Here is a 25066-nt window from a genome sequence, read left to right as displayed (position 1 = left end):
CTCCACTAGAATAAAAGAAGAAACCATCCGTGGCTTACACGGAAATCATGACAGGGTCTCCACGCGGCGAGCCGGTTCTCCTGGTCTTATACGTTCAAGATCCCAGACTGACTCCGGAGTCCTCGCATGCCCGAGTGCGCGACCACCCTCCCAAAGCATCTCCGCGCCGATGTCCAAACACTGTGGGACTACCACGACCTGCACCACGAACTCCGCTCCACAGACGTCGGAATCGGGCTCGGCAGCCACGACCTCGGCGTCGCCACTTACGCCGCGGAGTTGTACCAGCGGGGCTGCTTCCCGAAGATCGTCTTCACCGGAGCCAACGCACCGACAACCGTGGCGCGATTCCCGCGTGGCGAAGCGGTGCACTATCGAGAACACGCAGTGGAGCTAGGCGTTCCCGACGACGCGATCCTGGTCGAGCCAACAGCCCGCAACACCGGCGACAACATCGAGCGAAGCCGAGAGTTGTTGGCAGCGCGGGGAATCAAGGTCAACTCGGCAACGCTGATCTCGCGCCCCTACCAACAACGCCGCGCCTACGCGACGTGCAAGAAGCTCTGGCCCGAGGTCGAAGTCCGGTGCGCCTCCCAGCCGTTGCCGCTGGACGAGTACCTCCAAAGCATCGGCGACGTAGACCGCGTCATCAACATGCTGGTCGGCGACACCCAGCGGATCAGCGTCTACGCCCAGCGAGGATTCGCGATACCCCAAGACGTTCCGAAAGAGGTTCAGCGAGCATTCGAGAGGTTGGTAGCGAGCGGCTACACAGCCAGGCTCCTCACCTAGGAAGCAACAACCCGCTCAACCATCCCGAAAACACCTGCTGCACATCTCCCCGCACCCGGCCCGGGTCATCGGCGTGGGCGATCATCCGCGCGGCCTCCATCACCGCGGCCAAGACCAGTTGCGCCAAAGCATCCACCGGCGTGTCCACGATCAACCCAGCCTCCCGCGCGGCCGCCAGGTTTTCCGCGACCAGCCCCAAGCCGTACTCGGCCTCCAGGTCACGCCAGGCATCCCAGCCCAGCACGGCGGGGGCGTCGGTCAGGGAGATCCGCCGGACGTCCGGGCGCAGGCAAGCATCCAGGAACACTCCCAGCGCGGAAGAAAGCCCGGAAAGCGGGTCCGCCGCGGAATCGAGGACTTCCGAGACCTCGGCGGTCAGTTCCCGTTCCAGTACTTCGACCACGGCCCGGAACAGGCCCTGTTTGTCGCCGAAGTGGTGGTAAAGCGCCCCCCGCGTGACGCCGGCCGTGCGAGTGATTTCTTCGGCTGGCACGTCGTGGTAGCCGCGCGCGCCGAAGAGGTCGCGGGCGGCCTTGATCAGTGCGGCTCGCGTCGCGTCGGAGCGTTCTTGCTGGGTACGTCGCACGCACCTAATCTGCCATGGCGGCGGCGAAGCGCGTGATGTGCCCGGCCAGCGCGTCCGGCTGATCCTCCGAGACGAAGGTGTACGAGTCCGGCACCTCGACGATTTCCGCGTCCGGCAATACCTCCGCCAGGCGGTGGGCGAGGCTGATCGGGAAGAGCTTCTCCTCAGGTGGCCATACCAGGAGTACCGGACGCTTGAAGTGGCGCAGTTTCTCGGCCGCGGCCAGGGTGTGGGTCGAGTCGACGGTGCGCAGGAACTTGCGCAGATCCCTTCGCAGGCCAGGGGATTTCCGCAGCTTGCCCAGGTACTCCTGCGCGATGTCCGGCGGCAGCGGGCGCTTCGTGACCCAGCCGAACAGCAGCGGCAGCCGGTACAGCGCCTTGATTCGCAGCAGTTGGCCCAGCACCGCCATCGAGCCGGGGACGCGGGCGATGGTCGGCAGCGGCTGGAAGATCGGCGGGAAGAAGTATTCGAAGCTGTCCGACGGCGTCAGCACGACCCGCCCGACTCGTTCGGGATACCGCGCGAGCAGCAGTTGGGTGATGGCACCGCCGGTGTCGTTGGCGACCAGGATGACGTCTTCCAGGTCCAGCGCGGTCAGGAAGTCGCCGAGGAGGGCGGCGAGGCCGGGGGCGCTGAGGTCGGCGTCCGAGCGCATCGGGACCGAGTGGGCGCCCAGCGGGAGATCTGGGGCCAGGCAACGGAATCCGGCGTCGGCGACCGTGGGGGTGACTTTTCGCCAGAGGAGGGCGTTGGTGAGTACGCCGTGGACGAAAACGACTGGACGGCCGTGTCCGCGTTCGAAGTAGCGGAGCTCGCCTTGGGGGAGGTTGACGTGCCGGGCAGTGCCGAGTTCCTCGTGTGCGTTCATGCTGGCGAAGATACATACATGCAGTCTGTATGTAAATTACCTCTGCGGTAATGACCCGCCTGACCAGGGAAGATGGGCTATCGCGGGTCCATCCGCTGGGTGATCCGGTCGAAAAGGTCGTCCAGCGGTTCGCGGACCTCCTGGCCGAACTCGGTGAGCCCGTAGGTGACCTGAGGCGGGGTGGTCGGCTCGACGTGCCGCCAGACGAGGCCGTCCTCGACCAGGGCGCGCAGGGACTGGGCGAGCATCTTTTCGCTGATGCCCCGGATGCTCTCGCGCAGTTCGTAGAACCGGAGTTCCTTGTCCCGCAACGAGATGAGGATCCAGATGCCCCACCGGCTGGTCACGTGGTCGATCACGGCCCGCGCGGGGCAGTCGGTGTGAAACACCTCATAACGCGGCTCGGCGGCGGCCGGGGTGAACTGCGCGCTTCCTGTCACGTATCGAGCTTACCCAAAGGTATGTCCTTACGAAGAGTAAGCAAGTCGGCCTAGCGTCGGGCTCCTACCGAAGGAGCGATTCATGATTGTGGTGACCGGGGCGACCGGAAACATCGGCAGGCCGTTGGTGCGGGCGCTGATCGACGCGGGCGAGCAGGTGACGGCGGTGTCGCGGCGAACCGCGGAGGTGCCGGACGGTGCTCGCCACGTGGTGGCGGACCTGGCGGATCCGGCCAGCCTCGAACCCGCGCTGACCGGGGCGAAAGCGGTGTTCCTCTTGCTGTCCGGCGATTTGCACGCCGTCGGGGCCAATCCGGCCGACCTCATCGCGAAGGCCGCGGACGCCGGGGTTCGCCGAGTGGTTCTGCTGTCGTCGCTGGGTGTGGCGACCAGGCCGTTCGGCACGACGCGGATCGCGATGCGCGAGCTGGAGGACGTGCTGCGGGAGTCCGGGCTCGATTGGGCCATTCTGCGGCCCGGCGGCTTCGACTCCAACGCGCTGGGGTGGGCGGAATCCGTTCGCGCGCAGGGAATTGTCGCCGCACCGTTCGGTGACACCGGGGTGCCGATCGTCGATCCGGCGGACATCGGCGAGGTCGCGGCCGCGTGCCTGGCGGACGATCGGCACGTGGGCGGCGTGTACGAGCTGACCGGGCCGGAGGTGATCACGCCGCGTCAGCAGGCGGAGGTGCTGGCGGCCGCGCTCGGCAAGCCGGTGCGGTTCCACGAACTGACCCGCGCCGAGGCGAAAGCGGCCATGATCCAGAGCGTGCCGGGCGAGCTCGCCGACGACACTCTGGACATCCTCAGCTCGCCGAATCCGGCGGAACTGCGCATCAGCCCGGACGTCGAGCGGGTTCTCGGCCGCCCGCCGCGCTCTTTCGCTGACTGGGTGGCTCGCAATATCGCCGCGTTCCGCTGAGGATTACTCGGCTGAAGTGCACCGCGAGCACAGGCCGGACTCCGCCTCGTCGGCGGATTCCGTTGGCGCGCCGTCGATTGCCTCCAGCCGGCCGCATTGGCGGCAGAGCAGGTGCCGGTGGTCGAAGCCGGACAGCTCGTAGCGTTGCGCGACGCCGACGTGGTCGAAGCGGTGGACGAGACCGGCGGTGACGCCGGTGCTCAGCACGTCGTGGACGCCCCTCGTGGACGCCATCGACAGCCGTTCGCGGACCAGCGGAAGCAGCTCCGCGACGGTCACGTGCGGGTTTTCGGCCAGCACTTCCAGCACGACCTGCCGGGCGGTCGTCACGCGCAGGCCGGCGCGCCGGAGCCGGGTGCCGGCGTCGGCGCTGGACGGGGTGGGTGCGGAGGTCGTGAGCACGCCTCCTTTGTAGTCCCCAAAGTTGATCCAGTCAAATGTAAGATCGGGTCAACTCTGGGACTGTGAGCCACTGCACGCCAGAATTGATTCGGTCAAGTCTGGGGGTACCATCCGGGCCATGGACGAGTTCGGGGCGCGCCTGCGCGACAAGGGCCTGCGCAACACGCCGCAGCGGCGTGCGGTGCTGGCCGCGGTCGCGCGGACCCCGCACGTCACGGCCGCGGAGATCGCGACGGTGCTCGACGCCGACGGGGCCGTCGGCGCGTTGTCCAGGCAGGGCCTTTACAACGTGCTCGACGACCTCGTCGGCGCCCGGCTGCTGCGTCCGCTGGAACCGGCGGGCTCGCCGGCGCGGTTCGAACTCGAAACGCACGACAACCACCACCACCTGGTCTGCCGCGGCTGCGGACGGATCCAGGACGTGCCGTGCGCGATCGGCGCCGCGCCGTGCCTCGAACCCGGTCCGGTGCCCGGTTTCCGGGTGGATCAGGCCGAGGTCACCTGGTGGGGGATGTGCGCGGACTGCGAGGCCAAGGCTTAACGCAGCGCGTCCTGCAGCGCCTCGAGCCCGACCGGCCCGACGGCCAGCGCGTCGTGGTGCCACTGGCGCAACGTGAACCCGGGTTTGGCAGCGGCCTCGGCGCGCGCCTGAAGCCACGCGCGTTCACCGATCTTGTACGAGATCGCCTGGCCCGGCCAGCCGAGGTAACGCACGATTTCGGCGTGCACACGGTGTTCCGCGGCAAGTCCGCGCTCGTGCAGGAACCGGCACGCGGTGGCGAAGTCCCAGCGGGAACCGTCCGGCAGCGGCAGATCGAGGTGCGAGCCGAGGTCGATCACGACGCGGGCGGCCCGCAACGCGGAACCGGCGAGCATGCCGAGCCGGGTGCCGCGCTCGGAGAACCAGCCCAGTTCGTCGGCGAGGCGTTCGGCGTACAGTGCCCAGCCTTCCGCGTGGCCGCTCACTGAATGGACGCGTGCGTAACGGCTCACCGAGTCTCCGGCCAGGCCCGCGACGCCGATCTGCAGATGGTGTCCGGGCACGCCTTCGTGGAACACCGTCGTCAGCTCGGACCAGGTCGCGAAGCGTTTCCGTCCGCCTAGCGGCCACCACGTCCGGCCGGGACGGGTGCCGTCTTCGGCGGGGCCGGTGTAGTACGGCGAACCCGACGCGGAGCCGTACGCGAGGACGACGTCCAAGGCGCGCAACGGTTCCGGGATGTCGAAATGCTCGCCCGCCGCGTCCAGCGCACTGTCGTGCGCCTGGCGCAGCCAGTCCAAATAGGACTCTTCACCGTCGACCGCGCACTCTTGGTCCAGCCGCGCCAGTACTTCCGCCACGCTCGCGCCGGGCTGGATTTTCGCGACCTCGGCGGCGATTTCCGTTTCGATGCGCTGAAGTTCCGCCCAGCCCCATTCGTACGCCTCGGCGAGATCGAGGTCCGCGCCAAGGGAAAGCCGAGCCGCGACGGCGTAGCGTTCCGCGCCGACGCCGTCGGTTTCGGTGGCGTGCGGGGCGTAGTCCTCGCGCAGGAACCGGGCGAGCGCCGCGTAACCGCGGTGGGCGGCGTCCGCTCCGGCACGCAGTTCGGCGGCCTGCGGCCCGTCGCCGTACTCCTCGACAAGTGCATTGTGGACACCGGCGTAGCGCTCGGCCTGAGCCGCCGTTTCCAGTGCCTGCAGACGGGCCGCGCGCAGCCCGCGGTCGAGACCGGCCTGCAGCGTCTTCTGCCAGCCGGAAAGCATCGTTTCGACGCCGGACATCCGGACCGCGAGGACGTGCCAGTCGTCCGCGTCGCGGCGCGGCAGCAGCCGGACCGAATCGGCGATCGAACTCAGCGTGCCGAAGTGCGCCTGCACCTGGCGGAACGGCTCGTCCAGCCCGTGCCAGGCCAGTTCGTCCTCGAGACTGTTGCGCAGATGCGCGGACGCGATCCGGTCCGCGCGGGACTCGGGACTCAGTTTCGCGAGCGAGGCGAGTGTGCGCCGGGCCAGGTCGGCTCGGGCCGCGAAACCGTCCGGGGTGAGGTCGGTGAGCGCGGTCGCGTCGGTGGTTACGCCGTCCAGGGTCGCGGCGATCGGGTCAAGCGCTGCCTCGGCCGTGACGTGGTCGGCGGACAGCTGAAAAATCGGGGTCACGCCGCCACGTTAGCCGGGAGGATCCGCCCGAACATAGAGACGTTAGCGGGGTCTGGCTGCTGGTATAGAGAATGCCCGCGCCGGTGTTCCGGCGCGGGCATCCGTGGGAAAAAGCTCAGTCGGTGCCGGATTCCATCGCGGCGCGGTCGAGCAGTTCGACGTCGTCGGCCCGGCCGCGCGACGCGATCGCCTCGGCCCCGCCCTCGGACATCGCCCCGATCAGTCCGGTCGCGGCCGCCTGCGCGGCTCCGATCAGCTTCGGGTGCGAGTTGCCGCCGACCATGCCGAGGCTCGCGTACTGCTCCAGCTTGGCGCGCGAGTCGGCGATGTCGAGGTTCCGCATGGTCAGCTGGCCGATCCGGTCGACCGGGCCGAACGCGGAGTCCTCGGTGCGCTCCATCGACAGCTTGTCCGGGTGGTAGCTGAACGCCGGGCCGGACGTGTCGAGGATCGAGTAGTCCTCGCCGCGCCGCAGCCGGAGCGTGACCTCGCCGGTGATCGCGGTGCCGACCCAGCGCTGCAGCGATTCGCGCAGCATCATCGCCTGCGGGTCCAGCCAGCGGCCCTCGTACATCAGCCTGCCGAGACGACGGCCCTCGTTGTGGTAGCTGGCGATGGTGTCCTCATTGTGCACCGCGTTGACCAGCCGCTCGTACGCCGCGTGCAGCAGCGCCATACCCGGGGCCTCGTAGATGCCGCGGCTCTTGGCCTCGATGATCCGGTTCTCGATCTGGTCGGACATGCCGAGCCCGTGCCGCCCGCCGATCGCGTTGGCCTCGAGGACCAGCTCGACCGCCGTGCCGAACTCCTTGCCGTTGATGCTGACCGGACGGCCCTGCTCGAAGCCGATGGTGACGTCCTCGGGCGCGATCTCGACCGCCGGGTCCCAGAACCGCACGCCCATGATCGGCTCGACGATCTCGATGCCGGTGTCGAGGTGCTCGAGGGATTTCGCCTCGTGCGTGGCGCCCCAGATGTTGGCGTCGGTGGAGTAGGCCTTCTCGGTGCTGTCGCGGTAGGGCAGGTTGTGCGCCTGCAGCCACTCGGACATCTCCTTGCGGCCGCCGAGCTCGCCGACGAACGCCGCGTCCAGCCACGGCTTGTAGATCCGCAGGCCCGGGTTGGCCAGCAGGCCGTAGCGGTAGAACCGCTCGATGTCGTTGCCCTTGTAGGTGGAGCCGTCGCCCCAGATCTGGACGTTGTCCTCGAGCATCGCGCGCACCAGCAGGGTGCCGGTGACCGCGCGGCCGAGCGGGGTGGTGTTGAAGTAGGCCCGGCCGCCGGTGCGGATGTGGAAGGCGCCGCAGGTCAGCGCGGCGAGCCCCTCTTCGACGAGGGCTTCCTTGCAGTCGACCAGCCGCGCGAGCTCCGCCCCGTAGGCGTGCGCGCGGCCGGGGACGGACGCGATGTCGGGTTCGTCGTACTGGCCGATGTCGGCGGTGTAGGTGCACGGAACCGCACCCTTGTCGCGCATCCACGCCACCGCCACGGACGTGTCGAGGCCGCCGGAGAACGCGATGCCGACCCGCTCGCCGACGGGAAGGGAAGTGAGCACCTTGGACATAGGAATGATTATGCACGACGATGTATGAACGTGCATCCCCGGGTGGTGTGAACTCGCTCTCGCGGGCAGCTGGGCACGTGCTCACCGCTCTTGCAGGCGCTGCCGCCACCACCCGGCAGCGTGCCAGGAGCTGAGCGAACTCGCTGTCGGGTCGGGCAGGGTCCTTCGCCGGAACTCTTCGTCAAGGGGAGCGACGACTCGGCGCAATTCGGCACGGGCTCCGGGCGGCAGGGCTCGCAGGACGGCTTCCAACTCGTCGCGGGCGTCGACCGGATCGCAGCACGGACAGTCGGTCCACGGAACATACAGCCAGCGGCCAGGCTGGCGCAGGAAGCTTCGATACCGGTCAAGCGCTTGGGAAACGCTCCCGGCTCCCCGGTGCGCCGCCGCGAATTCGATGGCGGCTTGCGCTCTCCGGCTGATCCCGGGAATCGGGGTATCGCGGGGTTCGGGTCGATCGGCGCGCACGGCGCCGGGCCTTCTACGAGGCATTGCCCCTTCGGGTCGACATCATGCCGAAAGCATGCCACACCTGCTGCTGAGCGTCGCTATCTCAGTACGTGCGGCCCTTCCACCCGGTCCGCCGCCGAGCGGAGTCCAGCGTCATCAGGGTGTAGAGCGCCGCGGTGAACGGCAGCAGCAGCCCCGCGACCAAGGGTTGCCGGTAATACCGGGCGACCGGGACGAACGTCGCCGCCATCAGGAGCCACGCCGCGGCGGCCTGCCACGAGCCGGTCAAAGCGAGCGCCGGCGGGGCGAGGAAAACGGCGATCATCCCGACGACGGTCCCGGCCAGCAGGAGCGGCGAATGCCGGAGCTGGGTGTAGGCGCTGCGGGCCACCATCTGCCACAGGTCCGCGAGCTGCGGATATGGCCGGACGCTTCGAACCTTCGATGCGTAACCCAGCCAAACCCGGCCGCCTGCGGACGCGACCGCGCGGGCGAGTGCGACGTCGTCGATCACTGCGCCGCGGATTGCCTCGATGCCGCCGGCGCGTTCGAGCACCGAGCGGCGGACGAGGACGCATCCGCCGGCTGCGGCCGCGGTGCGCCAGCGGGCGGAGTTCACGCGGCGGAAGGGGTAGAGCATCGCGAAGAAGTAGACGAAAGCGGGCACGATCAGCCGCTCCCAGAAAGTCGCGGTGCGCAGGACGGCCATCTGAGATACCAAGTCCCGGCCGCTGGCGGCAGCGGCGACGAGGGTTTCCAGCGAATCGGGCTCGTGTGCGATATCGGCGTCCGTCAGCAGCAGGAAGTCGACGTTTCCTGCTTCGCGGACGCCGTGTGCGACGGCCCAGAGCTTCCCGGTCCAGCCGTCGGGCGGTTCGCCGGGGCTCGTGACGGTGAGCGGGAGTCCATGGGGGACAGTCAGCGAGCGGGCGACGTCGGAGGTGCCGTCGGTGCTGCCGTCGTCTACGAGGACGACTCGCGCGTCGCCCGGGTAGGTCTGGCGGAGCAGTGTGGGCAGGGTTTCCGGGAGCAGTTCCGCTTCGTCGCGAGCGGGGACGACGATGGCGACGGACGGCCAGATCTCCGGCTGGACCAGCGGGGGAAGACGTTGGTCGGTGCGCCAGAACCAGCTGTGGCACAACGCGAGTCCGGCCCACACCGCCAGCGTTGCCCACGCGAGGACCGTGCCCATGCGCGGAGTGTAGTGACTGGAAGCAAACTGACAGGTCGCTCCCAGCGGACTCATAGATTCGCGGCTGAGACTGGGTGTTCCCCCACCGGAGAGGACACCCGGCATGGACCCGCACATCAGGAGACGGCAAGAAGAACGGGCACGCGTCCGGCATCGGACCGCGTTCGTCACGGCGGTCGCGGCGGTGCTCGGAGTCGCGGCGGCCGGAGGCATCGGATACGGGCTGACGGCGGCTGGCTCTCCGTCCACCAGCGGAACTGGTTCCTCCTCGAGCGACAGCGGCACCGGATCGAGTACTTCCGGCCAAGACCAGCTGCAGGCGCCCGCGCAGGACCCCGGCTCCGGTTCCGGTCACGCGCACACCGGATCGGGTGCGTCGTGACCAGGCCGTATTCGGCCGCGTTTCCCGCGCTCGGCACGACGGCGCGGGTGCTCGTCACCGAGGAGGCCGCGCTCGGCCCGGCGACCGCGCTGCTGCGGACGCGGCTCGCCGAACTGGATCGGGCATGCAGCCGATTCCGGAACGATTCGGAAATTTCGGCACTCCACCGCGCCGCGGGCCGGGAAGTGGAGGTGAGCCCGTTGCTGGCCGACGCACTGTCGGTTGCCTTGCGGGCCTCGTGGCTGAGCGGCGGATTGGTCGATCCGACGGTCGGCGGGTCGATGACAGCACTCGGTTACGACCGGGATTTCGCCGAGATCACCGACGGATCCCCTGTGACGCCGGTCCCCGCGCCGGGCTCGCATTGGGTGCTGTTCGAACCGGCCCGGCGGATTGTCGTGCTGCCGCGCGGCGTGACGCTGGACCTCGGCGCGACCGCGAAAGCGCTTGCCGCGGACCAGACTGCCGCCGAGATCGCCCGTCGCATCGGCTGCGGCGTGCTGGTGAACCTCGGCGGCGACCTCGCTGTCGCCGGCCCGGCTCCGGCAGGCGGCTGGCAGGTGGCGATCGGCGACGACCACAGCGACGCGGTTGCGCGCGCAGACACGACGATCACGCTCACCAGCGGCGGCCTCGCGACGTCCGGGGTGGCCCGGCGGACTTGGCGCCGCGGCGGTCGCGTGGTGCATCACATCGTCGACCCGCGCACGGGCGAATCGGCGGATCCGTGCTGGCGGACGGTATCGGTCGCGGCGAAGTCCTGTGTGGACGCCAACACCGCGAGCACCGCTTCGGTCGTGCTGGGCGTCGCGGCCTTGGACTGGCTCGGCTCGCGCGGATTGCCCGCACGGCTGGTGAGTTCGCGCGGCGCGGTCCGGATGACGGCTGGGTGGCCTGCGGAACGCCGGGAGCGTGTGTCGTGAGTTCCGCGCTCTGGTATTTCAGCCGTGCCACCGGAATCGTCTCGCTCGTGTTCTCGACTGCCGTCGTGGTGCTCGGCTTCCTCAATTCGGGAAGGTTCGCGACGCGACGGTGGCCCCGTTTCGCCCTCGCGGACCTGCACCGGAACCTCGCCCTGGCCAGCCTCGTGTTCTTGGGCGCACACATCATCTTCGCGGTCGTCGACGGTTATGTGGACCTGAGCTGGATCGCGGTCGTCGTTCCGTTCGTCTCGGGCTACGAACCGTTCTGGATCGGAATCGGTGCGGTAGCGGTGGATTTGCTGCTCGCCATCGTCGTCACGAGTCTTCTTAGGACTCACCTCCCGCCGCGGTTGTGGCGTGCGGTGCACTGGCTGGCTTACCTGTGCTGGCCGGTCGCGCTCGCGCACAGCATCGGTCTCGTGGCGTCCGACAGCGCGCGTCCGCTGCTCATCGCTCTCGACATCGCCTGCCTGATCGCCGTCCTGGCCGCCGCGAGCGTGCGGTTCGGCAGTACCAGTCCCGACACCGAGGCTCGCCGCCTCTCTCCACTTCGGAGGTGAACGTGCTTCCCTTGCACCGGAACAATCTTGCGGCCCACCTGTCCGTCCACGGTGGACTCCCCGTTGTGCACCGCGATGCGCTGCTCCACGAAATCGACGCCGCCGGTATCCGCGGCCGAGGCGGAGCTGGCTTCCCCGCCGCGGCGAAACTGCGCTCCGTCACGCCAGGTCGGTCCATTGTGGTCGCCAACGGCTGCGAGAGCGATCCCTTTAGCAGCAAGGATCGCGCCCTGCTTGAGCTCGCGCCACACCTAGTGTTGGACGGCATCCAAGTGGCAGCTAACGCAGTCGGCGCGACCGAAGCTTTCCTGTGCCTGCACGAAGAAAACCGGAGCGTTGTGGCTGCTATGGCCGAACGCCGCGATGCCGTACCGGTGAAGCTGGTCGCAGTCCCGCCTCGATACGTCGCCAGCGAAGAAACCGCGCTAGTGCATTTCCTGGGCACCGGCGATGCCCGCCCGACCGGCAAATTCCCCCGCCCGGCCGAACGCGGCCTGCGCGGCCGCCCAACGCTAGTCCAGAATGTCGAAACCTTGGCCCGATTCGCGATCGTCGCCAGAATCGGCGCGGACCGCTATCGCGCTGTCCACACTGACCTGGTCACCGTCACCGGTGCTGTCGCCCGTCCCGGTGTGCTAGAAGTCCCGGCGGACACTCCCGTCTCCGCGATCCTCGCCCGCGCCGGTGGATCCGTTACCGCACAAGCAGTCCTGATCGGCGGCTACGGCGGAACCTGGATGCCGCGCTCCCTAGCCGACCCCCTGCCGCTCGGCCGCGAACCAGGCCTGTCCTCCCTGCACCTGCTTGCAGAGCCAAACTGTGGCCTGGAGCTGACCAGGAATATTCTTTCGAGATTGGCCGCCGAATCAGCCCGCCAATGCGGCCCGTGCATGTTCGGACTCCCCGCCATCGCCGCGGATTTCACCGACCTGCTGTCCGGTCGGGACGCCACCGGCCGCCTGGCCCGCCGCCTCCCGCTCCTCACCGGACGAGGCGCCTGCGCCCACCCGGACGGAGCGGTCCGCCTGGCCGCGAGCGCCCTCCGAGTCTTCGCGGCCGACGTCCACGCCCACCTGACGGCTGGCTCGTGCCGAATCACGGCAGGTGCCGCATGAACCGCCTGACGGTAGACCCGATCGCCTGCCGCGCACACGGTTTGTGCGCGGACGTCCTGCCGGAACTGATCACTGTGGACGAATGGGGCTACCCGATCGTTCGCGGTGGGAAGGTGCCCGAACCGCTGCTGGCCGAGGCTCGACGGGCCGCTGCTGCGTGTCCGGCGCTGGCGTTGCGACTGCGGAAAGCAGAATAATCGCAACGCCAGCCCCGTACTAATGAAAATTCAACAACGCCACCAATCGCTGATGGCGTGCAGTGCCATGATCGACACTGGCAAGATGCTAATAAGAGCTGACGCTACTGCGGTCAACTAGCACTCCTCAGGCAAGTTATGAATTTATTTCACCACAACATGGATATCGCTGTGGCCAGGCCGTCCGAGCTGCTCTGCGAACGAGCTTCAGGGGTTACCCAAAGTGTGTCGGCAATTGCAGACGCCCTCAGAAGGAGGAGTTTGCCCTACCGTGGAGTGAACCGTTTCGGCGCCCCCGCCGTTTTAGCGGTGGCGGATTACGGATCGTCGCGGAGCAGGCATGGCCACGGTGTTTTCCTCGTCGCTCTCGCCGTCCCTGGCCTGCGGAATCAGGTGCGGATCCCGGGCCACCGCCAGCCGCTCCTCGACGCGGTCGGCCTTGGCGTCCCGCCCGCGACCCCGGTAGAAGGCGGCGGCGCGAGTCCAAGCGTCGACGGCGTCCTCGCGGTTTCCCCGTGAGTAGAGAATCTCCGCGAACGCCTCCAGCGCCCGCGCCTGGCCGGTCGCGTTGTGCGCCCGCTCGGCCAGTTCGACGGCTTCCTGCGACAACCGCAGCGCAGCCCGGTCGTTCCGTTCGGCCGCGGCAAGCCGGGCCTGCACGGTCCGCAGCCGCATCCCGGCGGTGAGGTCGCCGGCGATCTGGGCTTGCGCGAGGTGGCAATGCCGGTGGGCGACCGCGAATTCCTCCTGGCCGAGATGGAGTTCGGCCAGCGTGATGTAGGTGGCGGCCTGTCCAGAGGCGTCGCCGGTGAGCGCGCGCAGGTGCAGAGCGCGGTGGTAGTGCGGCAGCGCTTTTTCGTACTGGTCGAGTTCGGCGAGGGTCTCGCCGAGGTACTGCTCCGCCTTCGCCTCTCGGACCGGATCGCCGTTGCGTTGCGCGTGCGTGATGCAGCTGCGGAAGAGGGCGATCGCTTCCCCGTGACGGCCGGTCAGTCGGTGCAACCGGGCGAGATTGATGTTGATGGTCAGTTTCGCCACGGGCGATTCGTCGTCGATGGCCAGTTCCAGCGCTCGGGAGAGCGCGTCCTCGGCCGCGTTGTGGTTGCTGAGCGTGAGATGCAGTTCCCCCAGATCGTTGAGCGTCGACCCTTCCGCGTGAGAGTCCTTGTTCGCCCGCGCGGCCCGGGCCGCGATGGCCAGCCCGGCGGTCATGTCGTCGTAGAAGCCGTAGATGACGAAGGTGTCGTGCATGAGATGCGGAAGCGTGCACGCGTAGTCGAAGAGCTGGTGGTGCTCGGCGAGCGCGGCTAGCGCGGTGAGGTTGGTGCGTTCGCGCAGGAACCAGCGGTGGGCGGCGGCTGACGTCTCGAACTGTGTCGGGCTGATGTCCGGTGCCGGGTCGAGCCGCGGCGGGCGGTCGCGGTGCGGGTGCGCCACTCGGTGCGCGTTGTCCGCAGTGCTGCAGTAGTGCGACAGCAAGCGCCGCAACGGTTGCGGGTCGTAGTGCTGAGTGCTCAGGGTCTGCGCGTAGCGGTGGAAGATCGAGAGGATCCGGTAGCGATCCGTGTCGCCGGGCTGGTCGATCAAGTGCAGCGCGACCAGGGTCTCCAGCGCGCGCCGGGTTTCCGCGGCGGGGCGTCCGGCTGCGGACAGCAGGGTGTCGACGTGGATTTCCGCGCCGGGGTGGTGGCCGAAGAGCCGGAAGACGGCCTGGCTCGGCGGTTCGAGCATTTGGTACGACGAGGAAAACGCCGCGCGCAGGCTTTGGTCGTCGCCGTCGTCGCCGATGCTCAGGAGCCGTTCCGGGTCTCGCAGCTGGTCGAGCATGGTGCTGAGGCTCAGCCCCGGACGGCGGGCGGCGCTTTCGGCGATCAGGGTCAGCGCGAGGGGCAGTCCGTCGCAGAGGTGGGCGATCCGGCGGGCCGCGCCGGGTTCTCGTTCGCCGCGGCCGCGCAGGCGCCGGACGAACAGTTCCAGCGAATCGCGGTCGTCGAGGCGGTCGAGGCTGAGGGCGGCGAGTTCGTGCCGCCGGGTCAGCGCGCCGAGGCGGCGGCGCGAGGTGACGATCACCGCGCATTCGGACAGGGCGTGCAGCAGCCGGTCGACGTGTTCGGAGTTCTCCGCGTCGTCGAGGATGACCAGGACGGACCGGTCGGCCAATTGCTGGCGCAGGACCGCGGCGCGGGCTGTCGTGTCGACAACGTGGTCGACGGGGTAGCTGAGGGACTGGAGCAGCTGGTCGACCACATCCGCCGGTTCGAGCCTCGGGGCCGGGCCGAAGCCGTGCAGGTCGAGGTAGATCGCCCCGTCCGGGAACCAGCCCGCCGCCCGGTGCGCCCAGTGGACCGCGAGGCTCGTCTTCCCGATGCCGGGCGGGCCGCTGAGCACGACGGCGGGCGAGCGCGTCGGCGAGCCGGGGCGGAGCCATTCGTCCAGCGTTTCCAGCGCGTCGGCGCGGCTGATGAACCCGCGGAGATCGCGGGGAAGCGGATGGGTCGGCGGCGCGGCCCGGCGCACGGGGACGACGGGGGCGGGCGGGTTCTCGTAGCGGTCTCGGAGCTCGTCGTGGAAGGCGTGCAGCAGGGTCTTGGCGGTGTCGTCGGCGGCCTCGTTGAACCGGCGGTTGGCGTCGAGGAAATGAGCCTGGGCCTGCACGGACTGCCCGAGCGCGTAGTAGATCTGGAGCTGGAGCTTGACGAAAGCCAGCCGGCTGGCGTGCTCGGGAGCGAGTTCCTGCATCCAGCCCGCCGCCTCGTCGGGGCGGCCGAGTGCGAGCAATTGGCTCGTCAGGATTTCTCGCGCGGGAAGCAACATGGATTTGACTTTGTCCTCGCGCCAATTGCTCGCACGTTCGGTGCGGAGCTCGGCCAGTGGTTCGTCGCGCCACAAGGAAAGCGCGGACGCTGCTGATCCGTGTGCCGTTTCATGATCGGCGGAACGAGCGGCGTCGTGTGCTTTCCGAATTAGTTTACGAAAGGCCGCGACGTCCACGAGGTTCTCGTCGAGATCAACCAGATAGCCGTCGCCGGACCGGGTGATCGAGGTGGGCGAGTCCGCCTCGGCAAGGGCCTCGCGCAGCCGGTAGACCGCCTTGTACAGGGCTTCTTGCGGGTTTCCGGGCAGGTCGTCGTCCCACAGCCAGGAGATGAGGGCGTCCTGGGAAAAGCGCTGCCCCGGCCGGGTGAGCAGGACACCGAGAATATTCCGGGTTTGCCGCTGGCCCCACTGCTCATTCATCTTCCCGTGCATCCGCACCGCAGTCTGCCCGAGAATTCCGTAGGCGAAGTCCATTCGACGCCCCTCCCTCGTCGATTGCCCAGTTTCGCATTGATCCGGTCGATCGGCGACCGCTTTCGGGATAACGATCATCCGGGGAATTGCCTTGTCCGGTTTCGGTCCGCTTTGTGTCCAGCGGCGGGAAGCGTCCGGTCAGAACCGCGTCGCAGCCTCGGCTCGTCGGTTTGGTTCTGGACGGAGGGGATGAAGATGGCGCACGACGTGTGGGTCCGCGGTCCGATCGGTCTCGACGCAGCTTCACGGGTGACGCGGCCGGGCTGCCGCACCGTGCTGGCGGTCGTTCCGACCGTGACGGCGGGGACGCGGTTGTTCGAACTGATCTCGCTGCTCGAACGGGATCTGCGAGTGCAGGTGATGTTCACGGTGCCGCACAGCACCGACCGGTGGGCCGGGGTCGAGGAGTACGTGCGGGCGCAGCACGGGCTGCTGCTGCCTTGGGAGCAGGCGGTGGCGCATCGGTTCGACCTGGTTCTGGCGGCCAGCCATCGCCATCTCGACCAGGTACGAGGTCCGCTGATGCTGATCGGGCACGGGGTCGGGCAAGTTCGGCCCCGTCGGTTCAGCCGTAAGGGCGGGGCGACGGCCGAGACGACCGGACTGGACCGGGAGCTGATCACCTTTCGCGGGCGGGTGCTGCCCGCGGTACTGGGCCTCGCGACCGAATCGGAGATCGGCGTGCTGCGGGATCGGTGTCCGGAGGCGCTGTCCGCGGCGGTCGTGGCCGGTGACCTCTGCCTTGACGGGATGCGGGCGGCGGAGGGGCGGCGCGAGCGATACCGGCGGGCGCTGGGTGTCGGTTCGCGACGGCTGGTGGTGCTGAGTTCGACCTGGTTCACTGACTCGGCGTTCGGCCGCGTCCCGAGAATGTACGAAGCGATCGTGAACGCGCTGCCGGAAGACCGTTACGCGGTGGCGGCCGTGCTGCATCCGAACATCTGGGCGGTGCACGGACGGCGGCAGGTCACCGCCTGGCTGGGCGGGTGCCGGGGGCTGCGGGTGATCCCGCCCGAGCAGGGATGGCAGGCGACGATGATTGCGGCTGACTGGGTGATCGGCGACCACGGCTCGACCACGGGCTACGCGGCTGCCATGGGGAGGCCGGTGACGCTCGCGGCTCTCCCGGACGGGCAGGCGCGAACCGGAAGCGTCGCGGACATCGTGCGGGCGCGCACGAAGGCGTTGGACGCGGAGCAGCCGCTCGAATGCCAAGAGCAAGCCGCGATCGCCGCGGCCCCGAGACTCGCCGCGGAGGTGCTGCCGGCCGTCAGCTCGAGAATCGACTGCTCGGCCGGGATTTCGCGGTCAGCGATGTATCGGCTGCTGGGCCTGTCCGAACCGGACACGTTGGCGTATCCGCCGTTGCCCGCGATGCCCCGGCCGCTGCCCGGGTGGGGCTCGTGACCCCGGGGGTCGCGTGCGCGGCGCTCGCGCTGCCCGGACGCCGTGCGGTGCTGGTGCGGGTCGTCGACGTGGATCGAGCCGGACCCCGGCAGTCGGCCAGCGCGGACGTCGTGGTCCGAGTCCAGGCTGGTGCCGCGACGAGGTGCGAGGCCGACGAGCTGAGAGCGGAATGGCCGGGGGCGATCGCCGCGGCGGTGTGCTGGCGGGGCGGGGCGGCGTGGTCAGTGCGGCGGCTCGCCGGAATCCCCCATGAGGCGGCGGGCCTCGTCGAGATGGCGCTGGGCGTTTGCCTCGTCGCCGTGGCCGCGTTCGAGGTCGGCGAGCGCGGTGAGGACCTCGGCCTGGAAATGCGGTGATCGGAGGCGTTCGACGCCTTCGAGCGCGTGCTGGAGTTCGGTGCGCGCCCGGCGGTAGTCGCCCCGCCGGGCGTGGATCGCGGCCAGCGGGATCACGGCACGCGCGTGCTGGCCGGCGTCGTCCGCGTCCGCCATGATGGCGGCGGCTTCGGACAGTTCCCGCAATGCTTCGTCTTCTCGCCCCAGTTTGATCAGTAACTCGCCCCGGCGGCGCCGGGCCATGCCGACTCCGCGCGGAAGCCCGATTTCGGCGTGTTTCTCCGCGCTGCGCTCGTACAGTTCCAATGCGCCTTCGAGGTCGCCGCGGCCGCGGGCGTCCCGGGCTATCCGGGACAGCGCTGTGGCCTGCGTTGGCCCATGCTGTTCCCGGTCGCCGATCTCGAGCGCCGAGGTGTGGTGGGCGGCGGCTTTCTCGAACTGCCGCAGCCGGTCGTAGACGTAGCCGGCCTGGCTGTGCAGCCGGGCTTCGACCAGCGGCTGCTCGCACCGCCGGGCGGCCTCGATTCCGGCCGTGCAGAGCTCCAGGAACGGTTCGTAATCCCGGTGGTGCAAGAAAAATCCCCACGACGCTTCGGCGAGCTGCCACAGTTCCTCGTCCCAGCCGCGGGCCGAGGCGGCGTTCGCGACGGCGTTGATGACCGGCCGGTCTCGTCGCCACCAGTTCACCGCGTCGTCCCGGTCGGCGAAAGATCCCGTCGCCGCAACGGTTTCGGACGCGAAGGTCGGGCGGAAGGGGTGGATGAGCTCGCTCGCGGTGACGGTGTGGTCGCGGTACCAGCGGGTGTAGCGGTGCACGAGGTAGTCCCGGTCGGCCTCGGCGTCCTGGCGTTCCGCGCGCACGCGGGCGTCGTGGCGGACGACGTCGTGCTGTGCCACGGTTTCGTCCTCCAGCTCGTGGAGGAGATTGGCTTCGATCAGCTCGTCGACGGCGTCGTCAAGGTGGGTGGGCGAACTCTGCAAGGTGTCGGCGAGCGCGTCGACGGTGTGATGGGGGCCGGGCAGGATGCCGCAGGTTCGGTAGAGCCGGGCGGCCGAGTCGTCGAGCGTGGCATACGAGGCGTCGAAAACCGTTGAGAGCGCCGGGAAATCTCCGACTGGACGGATACGTCCGCGGCGGGCTTCCTGGTGCGGCTTGCGTCGTGGCCGGGCGCGCAGTCTCGCTCCGGTGATGGCGAGCGCCAGCGGGAGGCCGGCGCAGGCGGTCAGCAGGTCTTGCGCGTCGTCGTGGCTGATCTGCCGTTGTCCGGCGCGGGCGAGCACCTCGCGGGCGGGCTGGTCCGGAAGCGGGCCGAGCGGAAGGATCTCCGCGCCGTCGAGCGCGAGACTGGTCAGCTGCGACCTGCTGGTGACGAGCACGACCGCGTGGGCGCTGGACGGCAGCACGGCGCGGGCGTCGGCGCTGTGCACGACGTCGTCGAGCAGCACGGCGAACCGGCGATCCGCCGTCGCCGCACGGAATTCGGCGGCCCGGTGGGCGAGCGAGGCGGGGATGTCGTCGGCCGGGATGCCCAGCGCGGCAAGGAAGCCGTGCAGTACGCCGCTCGCGGATTCCGCGGTTTCGGTTCCCTCGGAGGAAAACCTCGCGCAGAGGATGCCGTCCGGGAACTGGGCGCGGTGCTGGTGCAGCCAATGCAGGGCGAGCGCGGTTTTGCCGATCCCGCCGACGCCGGTGAGCACGACGACCGACGGGGCGGGGTCGGACCGGAGCCGGATTTCGTCCAGCCGGGCCAGTTCCGCGGTGCGGCCGAGCAGCACGGGCGGTGCGGGAGGAAGCTGGACCGGCGCCCGCACCGGTCTGCCGGATGCTACGGTTGCCCCTGGTCGCGCTTCAGTCATTCCGCACCCCCAATTATTCCTCCCTACCTGCTTCGGGTGGCAAAAGAAACGGAATGCGGCGGGAATCACCCACCCCTGAGGTGCTGCTCAGGGTCGCTGGGCGTCGCCGGGCATGCGCCGTTCGAGAGCATTCTGGCCGCCATGTGGGCGTATGGTGACTTTTTCCCGGAGCAGCAAGCGACGGATAGTTCCATAGGACGCCTGATGCGTGTCCGCGATGCTCTGAATAGTAGAGCCAGATTGGTACTCGCGGACTATTCGCGGTACGTCGAGTTCCCGGCGCACTCCCTGGCGGATTTCCGGCAGCACGGCGCCTTCCTGGCGCAGCAGCCGTCCGGTCCAGCTGAGCGACAGGCCGTGTTCCCTGGCGATCTCGGTGATCGACGCTCCGGCCCGCCAGGATTCGAGCATCCGGCGATTCCGCTCGGTCCGATTCGCGTGTGCCTCGTCCGGCGTGTCCATGCAAGCGCTCCCGCTGCTGGGCCTGAAGGTGAACGACCCTCCATTATCGGCCTCGCTGGCGCGGAATGTGAACCTACGAACGTGGTGCATAGGAGCGAAGGTTGTTTGTTATCAAATGGTTACGCAAGTGCGCGAAAGGGGGATTGAATAATGAGCGCATTACGGTGGTTTTTGCGAAGTCAGGGTGGCCGGGTGATCTCGTCCCGGCTATCGGGAATGGCTGCCGGTCAGTGCGGCACCCAAAGGGTGACCCGGGTGCCGTGGCCCGGCGTTGATTCCACTTGTCCGGTGCCGCCGACCTCGGCAAGGCGTGCTTCGATCGACTGCTGGATGCCGAAACCCGGGCCGCGTTCGCGTACGTCGAAGCCGCGGCCTTGGTCCCGGGCGACCACCGCGGTGCCGCCGTCGCGTTCTTCCACCCGGAGCACGACGCGGCTGGTTCCGGCGTGCTTCACCGTGTTGCGCAACGCTTCTCGTACTGCTTCGCACATCGCGGTGCGGCGATCGACGGAAAGACGGTCGTCGTCAGCGAAATCGGCAGCCACGAGCTGGGTGCGCAGGCCCTCGCGGGCCATGTCGGCGGCGACGTCGGCCAGTTCGACCACGAAGCCGCGTCTCGTGCGCGGTTCGATCGGTTCGGTGATGCTCCGGCGGAGTTCGGCCGCCTCGGCGTGCGCGACCGAGCGCAGCTGGGCGAGCCGTTCGGCGGCGTGGTCGGCGTCGTCGGAGGGGGAGATAGCGAGCGCTTCAAGGGTCTGCAGCACGCTGTCGTGCAGCAGCCGCTGGGTGCGTTTGCGTTCGGCTTCCTGTCCGCGGCGCAGGCCGATGTCCAGCGCGAAGCGGGTGCCGACGCCCAGCAGCACCAGGATCCCGCACGCCACCACGATCGACACGGCCAGCGCGACGAGACAGCCGATCGACCGGTTGATCGCGAGATGGTCGTCCAGCCGCAGACCGCCCGCCAGGGTCAGCAGGACGCGCACCGGGACGGCGGCGGCGAGCAGCAGCAACGCCGCGGGCAGCCCGGACGTTCCGGCCCACATCGCCACCGAGCCGACCAGCCACGTCCAGGTGACGTCGATCGCGAACGGCTGCACCGAGTCCGGCGCGAGCACCGCGGTCAGCAGGTTCAGCGCGAGTCCCGCGCAGAGGTCCGCGGCGAGCACCCGCCGCGTGCGCCGCGCGGGCAGCCCGCCGGAGCGCAGCAGCCACCACAGGAACGCGGCGTTCGCGGCGACGCCCAGCACGGCCGCGGGCAGCACCGGGAACAGCCCGGTGCTGCCGTTGGCCGCGGCGAACCCGATGAACACCTTCACGAACGCGGCGATCCGGTAGGCGACCGGAACGACGACCCAGTACCGCGCGGCGCGGGCCAGCGTCGCGTCGCCGACCGCGGCGAGGTCCTCGCCCGCGTCCGGCCGCTCCGGCGGGCTGCCGCGATGCAGCAGGGTCCGCACGAAGTCCCGGCGCGGTACGGCAAAACCCGGTACGGGCATCGTCCCTCCCCGTGTCTTCGGCGAGGATATTCGATTGGTGTAGTCCAGTGTGGAAACGCCGGGTCACGCTCTGGACATGGTTAGCCGCCACAGCATCGTCCGCTCCCGGGAACGCTGCGCGTGCAAGGGATCGGCACTGTCCGTGGCGCTTCGGTGCCGTGGCGTGGTTTCCCGGCGTCCCGCGACCTCGAGCCCGGCGGCGGAGATCCGGTCGAGCAGTTCGGCCCGCGTCCGCAGGCCGAGGTGTTCGGCGAGGTCCGACAGGATCAGCCAGCCTTCGCCGTGCGGCGTCAGATGATCCGGGAGTCCGCCGAGGAAGCGGTTCAGCATGGCGGACGAGGCGTCGTAGATCCCGAGTTCCAATGCCGAAGTCGGGTTTCCGGGCAGCCAGGGCGGATTGCAGACGACCAGATCGGCACGCCGCCGCGAGGGCCAGAGATCGGCTTCGAGGACGCGGACGCGGTCGGACAGACCGAGTCGCCGCAGGTTGTCGCGTGCGCAGCGTACGGCGCGCGGGTTCAAGTCGGTCGCCACCACTTCGGCGGCACCGCGCCGGGCGAGAATGGCGGCGAGCACTCCGGTGCCGGTGCCGAGATCGAAGACGACCGGGGAACCCCTGCCCGGCAACGGTTCCCGCGCGACAAGATCGAGGTATTCGCTGCGTGTCGGAGCGAACACGCTGTACGCGGGAGACAGTCGAGCGTTCAACGCCTTGATGTGTATGCCTTTCTGGTGCCATTGATAAGCGCTCAGGGCGCCGAGCAGCTCACGCAACGAGATCAACGTGCCGGGTAAACCGCCGAACGCGTGCTCGCAGGCGGCTCGGATTTCGGGGGCTCGGCCCAGCCGCAACGAATGATCAGCCTCTACTGAGACCAGGACTTTTCCGAGCAGCGTGGCGCGTTCCGAACGCGCTGAACGCACCTCGGCGAACGAACCCGAGCGCTGGGGAAGCCGACGGTCCATGGCGCGCACAAGCTGCCGTGCGTTGGGAAAATCGCCGCGCCACAGCATTCCGGTGCCAGCGCGGGCATGCCGCAGTGCCGCGGCAGCGGTCAGCCGGTCATCGACGACGACAATGCGGCCCGGCGGCGGAGTTCCGTTTCCGGAATGCCAGCGGGCGGTGTGGGTGTTTCCGTTTTCGGTCCACTGAACGGTGGACATGAATGCTCCCGGGAAGGGTCGAAGGGCCAGGCAGCCGTCGACGCTTCGCGGAGAGCAGGCGAGGATTCCCGCCGGTCAAGACAGCGGCGTACCCGCGTGCTCCCGCGAAACGCGGGAGAAGCGGTCGCCGAGAACCATGCCCATCAGCATGGAACCTCACTTCCTTCGAAAACTCAGTGGTGCGTAACGGAATGGTGGGTCGTTCCGGTGCTGTGGCCCTTCGTCGCGACGAAGTAGACGATCGCCGCGATCACGATCAGCGCGAGGACCACCGCGACGGCGATCTTGACCTTGCTCCACGGACGCTGGCCGTGGATCTCGCCGGTGCGGCCGTTGACGAGGATCTGCCAGTTCTTCCCGGCGTACACATAGGTCGCGACCCACACCGGCAGCAGCATCAGCTTGAAGGTGACGTTGTTGTGCTGCGTGTCGACCGAATTCAGCTGCTGAGTGTCGCCGCCGATGTCGTGCTTGCAGTCGTCGGCGATGACCGGCGCCATCCGGTTTTTCGCCTCTTCGAAGCCGTTCTCCGGCTCCACGTCGTACCGCAGCGCGAAGTGCCCGGAGAGGAACTGCGGCTGGTACGGCGCGGAGTCGAGCAGCGGCCACGGCGCGAGTTTGTCCAGCTCCGGCAGCGGCAGCTGGGTGCTCGCCGGGACCAGGACGTCGTCGAAGTTCCGCGCGACCCGTCCGCGCGCCGGGTACCAGCGCGTATGGCGAACTTCGCGCGTCTTGCGCTCGCCGTTCTCGTAGTAGCTCTCGGTGACGTAGTAGTACTCGCCGCGCGCGCCGGTGTAGACCGACACGGTCTGCGAGTCGTACGTCCAATGCGGGATGTACGTGCTCTTCGTGGACTCCGCGGTGGTGACCTTCTTCAACGCGGTCGGCGCGAACCAGCGTGAGGACGTCCACTTCTTCAGGTGCGTGCTGACTGCGGGACGGTCGAACGCGAACGGCAATACGCCTTCGGGGACCAGCTGACCGGACGCTCCTGGCTCGATGACCAGCGGCGCGCCGCAGAACTGACACATGCTGGCGGTCTCGTTGGTTTCCGTCCGGGCCGCGCACCGCTGGCACACGAAGACGTACTTGCCGATCGACCCCACCGGCTTGCGCGCCAGGTTCGCCAGCTCGGCGAAGGGGATCTCGCGGATCTCCCGCTCGCCGGCGGCGATCTCCTGCCGGAATCCGCAGTACGGGCACTGCATGGCCGTCGTGCCCGGCGCGAACTCCAGGCGCGCGCCGCAGCCGCCGCACGGGTAGGTCGTGTTGGCCACGCCTTCCTGCGGGAAGCGCGGTTCAGTCATGGGTCCCCCAGAAGGTTGATGCGGCTCAGGACGGCGGCAGCGGCGGCGGGGCCGCGCCGAACAGCGCCGACACCTCCGGCACCTGCGCGGCCGCGGTCCACTGGGCCATGCCGGCCTTCCACACCAGCGTGTCCTGGGCGAGCGTGCCCGCCGAGATCTGCTGGCCGAGGCCCGCGCGGTCGAACGGGCCGAGCTGCTGGCCGTTCGCGCCGATGAACCACTGCTCGCCCTGCGGCAGCGGCGGCGGCATCTGCGGCGGGGCCTGCTGGTACTGCGGCTGCTGCGGGGCCTGCTGGTACTGCGGCTGCTGGTATTGCTGGGGAGCCTGCTGCTGGTACTGCTGCGGGGCGGGCTGCTGCTGCGGTCCGGCCGCGCGCTGGCCGAGCGCCATGCCGAGGCCGATGCCCAGCCCCTCGCCCGCGCCGCCCTGGTTGTTCGCCGCCGCCTCGATCGCGTTCGCGGACTGGAACTTCGTGTACTGGTCGAGGTCGCCGACCACGCCCATCTGGGTCCGCTTGTCCATCGCGGCCTCGACCTCGGGCGGCACCGAGATGTTCTCGATCATGAACTTCGAGATCTCGATGCCGACCTCGCGCAGTTCGAGGTTCAGCGCGACCGCGATCTTGCCCGCGATCTGGTCCTGCTGGGTGACCAGGTCGAGCATCGGCACCTGCGCGGCCGCGATCGCGGGCCCGAGCTTGCTGATGACCATGCTGCGCAGGTAGTCCGACACCTCTTCGGTGCGGAACTGCGGGTCGGTGCCGGCCAGCTCCTTCAGCAGCGCGACCGGCTCGACGACGCGGATCGCGTACCCGCCGAACGCGCGCAGCCGGACCATGCCGAACTCGGCGTCGCGCAGGATGACCGGGTTCTGCGTGCCCCATTTGAGGTCGGTGAACTGCCGGGTGTTGACGAAGTACACCTCGGCCTTGAACGGCGAGTTGAACCCGTACTTCCAGCCCTTGAGGGTGGACATGATCGGCATGTTCTGCGTCTGCAGCGTGTACATGCCCGGCGGGTAGGCGTCGGCGACCTGGCCCTCGTTCACGAACACCGCGGCCTGCGATTCGCGGACGGTGAGCTTGGCGCCCATCTTGATCTCGTTGTCGTAGCGCGGGAAGCGCCACACGATGGTGTCCCGGCTGTCGTCGGTCCACTCGATGATGTCGATGAACTCGCCGCGGATCTTGTCGAAGATGCCCACGTCTGACC

Annotated in this window: 23 protein-coding genes; 9 read left to right on the top strand and 14 right to left on the bottom strand. The window is 68.9% G+C overall.

The genetic code is table 11. The features are described from left to right. The first annotated feature begins 126 nt into the window (after positions 1-126). Positions 127-792, top strand: coding sequence for a YdcF family protein (locus ACFORO_RS38180; RefSeq protein ID WP_377874516.1), 666 nt, complete (start codon positions 127-129; stop codon positions 790-792). Here ACFORO_RS38180 and ACFORO_RS38175 read toward each other — a convergent pair. The 3 genes from ACFORO_RS38175 to ACFORO_RS38165 all read right to left on the bottom strand — a co-directional run bounded on the left by ACFORO_RS38175 (position 785) and on the right by ACFORO_RS38165 (position 2689). Beyond that, the gene (locus ACFORO_RS38175; protein WP_344272188.1) at positions 785-1378 is read right to left on the bottom strand and encodes a TetR/AcrR family transcriptional regulator; all 594 of its coding nucleotides are present in this window, start codon (positions 1376-1378) and stop codon (positions 785-787) included. The genes ACFORO_RS38180 and ACFORO_RS38175 overlap by 8 nt on opposite strands. Before the next feature lie 4 nt (positions 1379-1382). After that, a complete protein-coding gene (locus ACFORO_RS38170; protein WP_377874519.1) occupies positions 1383-2249 on the bottom strand; it encodes an alpha/beta fold hydrolase in 867 nt (288 codons plus the stop codon). 77 nt (positions 2250-2326) lie between these two features. Then, positions 2327-2689 (bottom strand): winged helix-turn-helix transcriptional regulator, encoded by a 363-nt coding sequence (locus tag ACFORO_RS38165; protein ID WP_354745056.1) that lies wholly within the window; start codon positions 2687-2689, stop codon positions 2327-2329. 82 nt (positions 2690-2771) lie between these two features. On the opposite strand from ACFORO_RS38165, the gene ACFORO_RS38160 reads away from it, so the two are divergent. Then, a complete protein-coding gene (locus tag ACFORO_RS38160) occupies positions 2772-3611 on the top strand; it encodes an SDR family oxidoreductase (protein ID WP_377874522.1) in 840 nt (279 codons plus the stop codon). 3 nt (positions 3612-3614) lie between these two features. Here ACFORO_RS38160 and ACFORO_RS38155 read toward each other — a convergent pair whose 3' ends face one another. Next, complete coding sequence (locus tag ACFORO_RS38155) at positions 3615-4013, bottom strand: Fur family transcriptional regulator (protein ID WP_354745060.1); 399 nt, start codon at positions 4011-4013, stop codon at positions 3615-3617. Positions 4014-4131: 118 nt separating this feature from the next. Here ACFORO_RS38155 and ACFORO_RS38150 point away from each other — a divergent pair, with 118 nt between their 5' ends. Further along, positions 4132-4554 (top strand): Fur family transcriptional regulator, encoded by a 423-nt coding sequence (locus tag ACFORO_RS38150; RefSeq protein WP_370934913.1) that lies wholly within the window; start codon positions 4132-4134, stop codon positions 4552-4554. Here ACFORO_RS38150 and ACFORO_RS38145 read toward each other — a convergent pair. From ACFORO_RS38145 to ACFORO_RS38135, 3 genes are all read right to left on the bottom strand, one after another. After that, positions 4551-6152: a DUF885 domain-containing protein gene (locus tag ACFORO_RS38145; protein ID WP_377874525.1), complete on the bottom strand. Its 1602-nt coding sequence runs from the start codon at positions 6150-6152 to the stop codon at positions 4551-4553. The genes ACFORO_RS38150 and ACFORO_RS38145 overlap by 4 nt on opposite strands. A gap of 115 nt (positions 6153-6267) precedes the next feature. Then, positions 6268-7716 carry an argininosuccinate synthase gene (gene argG / locus ACFORO_RS38140; protein ID WP_354745065.1) on the bottom strand — a complete coding sequence of 483 codons (1449 nt, stop codon included), beginning with the start codon at positions 7714-7716 and terminating at the stop codon, positions 6268-6270. 553 nt (positions 7717-8269) lie between these two features. Beyond that, positions 8270-9358, bottom strand: a complete 1089-nt coding sequence (locus ACFORO_RS38135) for a glycosyltransferase (RefSeq protein WP_377874528.1) — start codon at positions 9356-9358, stop codon at positions 8270-8272. A 103-nt stretch (positions 9359-9461) separates the two neighbouring features. On the opposite strand from ACFORO_RS38135, the gene ACFORO_RS38130 reads away from it, so the two are divergent. The 5 genes from ACFORO_RS38130 to ACFORO_RS38110 are packed head-to-tail and all read left to right on the top strand — an operon-like array spanning position 9462 to position 12535. Continuing rightward, positions 9462-9740, top strand: a complete 279-nt coding sequence (locus ACFORO_RS38130) for a hypothetical protein (protein WP_354745069.1) — start codon at positions 9462-9464, stop codon at positions 9738-9740. Further along, positions 9737-10663 carry an FAD:protein FMN transferase gene (locus tag ACFORO_RS38125; RefSeq protein WP_377874531.1) on the top strand — a complete coding sequence of 309 codons (927 nt, stop codon included), beginning with the start codon at positions 9737-9739 and terminating at the stop codon, positions 10661-10663. The genes ACFORO_RS38130 and ACFORO_RS38125 overlap by 4 nt, the downstream gene beginning before the upstream one ends. Next, positions 10660-11223: a ferric reductase-like transmembrane domain-containing protein gene (locus ACFORO_RS38120; protein WP_354745073.1), complete on the top strand. Its 564-nt coding sequence runs from the start codon at positions 10660-10662 to the stop codon at positions 11221-11223. Before ACFORO_RS38125 ends, ACFORO_RS38120 begins: the two co-directional genes overlap by 4 nt. Further along, positions 11220-12338, top strand: coding sequence for an NADH-ubiquinone oxidoreductase-F iron-sulfur binding region domain-containing protein (locus ACFORO_RS38115; protein WP_377896737.1), 1119 nt, complete (start codon positions 11220-11222; stop codon positions 12336-12338). Before ACFORO_RS38120 ends, ACFORO_RS38115 begins: the two co-directional genes overlap by 4 nt. Then, a complete protein-coding gene (locus ACFORO_RS38110) occupies positions 12335-12535 on the top strand; it encodes a ferredoxin (RefSeq protein WP_377874534.1) in 201 nt (66 codons plus the stop codon). The genes ACFORO_RS38115 and ACFORO_RS38110 overlap by 4 nt, the downstream gene beginning before the upstream one ends. 303 nt (positions 12536-12838) lie before the next feature. Here ACFORO_RS38110 and ACFORO_RS38105 read toward each other — a convergent pair whose 3' ends face one another. Continuing rightward, positions 12839-15826, bottom strand: coding sequence for an AfsR/SARP family transcriptional regulator (locus ACFORO_RS38105; protein WP_377874536.1), 2988 nt, complete (start codon positions 15824-15826; stop codon positions 12839-12841). Positions 15827-16021: 195 nt separating this feature from the next. Here ACFORO_RS38105 and ACFORO_RS38100 point away from each other — a divergent pair, with 195 nt between their 5' ends. Beyond that, complete coding sequence (locus tag ACFORO_RS38100; protein WP_377874538.1) at positions 16022-17233, top strand: hypothetical protein; 1212 nt, start codon at positions 16022-16024, stop codon at positions 17231-17233. A 221-nt stretch (positions 17234-17454) separates the two neighbouring features. On the opposite strand, the gene ACFORO_RS38095 is transcribed toward ACFORO_RS38100, so the two are convergent. The 6 genes from ACFORO_RS38095 to ACFORO_RS38070 form a co-directional block, all read right to left on the bottom strand. Beyond that, positions 17455-19380, bottom strand: a complete 1926-nt coding sequence (locus ACFORO_RS38095) for an NB-ARC domain-containing protein (protein WP_377874540.1) — start codon at positions 19378-19380, stop codon at positions 17455-17457. A 132-nt stretch (positions 19381-19512) separates the two neighbouring features. Continuing rightward, positions 19513-19887: a helix-turn-helix domain-containing protein gene (locus ACFORO_RS38090; RefSeq protein ID WP_377874542.1), complete on the bottom strand. Its 375-nt coding sequence runs from the start codon at positions 19885-19887 to the stop codon at positions 19513-19515. Positions 19888-20114: 227 nt separating this feature from the next. Beyond that, positions 20115-21383, bottom strand: a complete 1269-nt coding sequence (locus tag ACFORO_RS38085) for a sensor histidine kinase (protein WP_377874544.1) — start codon at positions 21381-21383, stop codon at positions 20115-20117. A gap of 63 nt (positions 21384-21446) precedes the next feature. Beyond that, positions 21447-22547, bottom strand: a complete 1101-nt coding sequence (locus ACFORO_RS38080) for a methyltransferase (RefSeq protein WP_377874546.1) — start codon at positions 22545-22547, stop codon at positions 21447-21449. Between the two features lie 173 nt (positions 22548-22720). Then, positions 22721-23854 (bottom strand): hypothetical protein, encoded by a 1134-nt coding sequence (locus ACFORO_RS38075; protein ID WP_377874548.1) that lies wholly within the window; start codon positions 23852-23854, stop codon positions 22721-22723. Positions 23855-23879: 25 nt separating this feature from the next. Then, complete coding sequence (locus tag ACFORO_RS38070; protein WP_377874550.1) at positions 23880-25058, bottom strand: SPFH domain-containing protein; 1179 nt, start codon at positions 25056-25058, stop codon at positions 23880-23882. Positions 25059-25066: the final 8 nt, after the last annotated feature.

The sequence above is a fragment of the Amycolatopsis halotolerans genome, from assembly GCF_042647905.1.
GTDB classification, from domain to species: domain Bacteria; phylum Actinomycetota; class Actinomycetes; order Mycobacteriales; family Pseudonocardiaceae; genus Amycolatopsis; species Amycolatopsis halotolerans.
The sequence above is the reverse complement of the archived record's forward strand: the minus strand, read 5'-3'. Positions and strand labels throughout refer to the sequence as shown.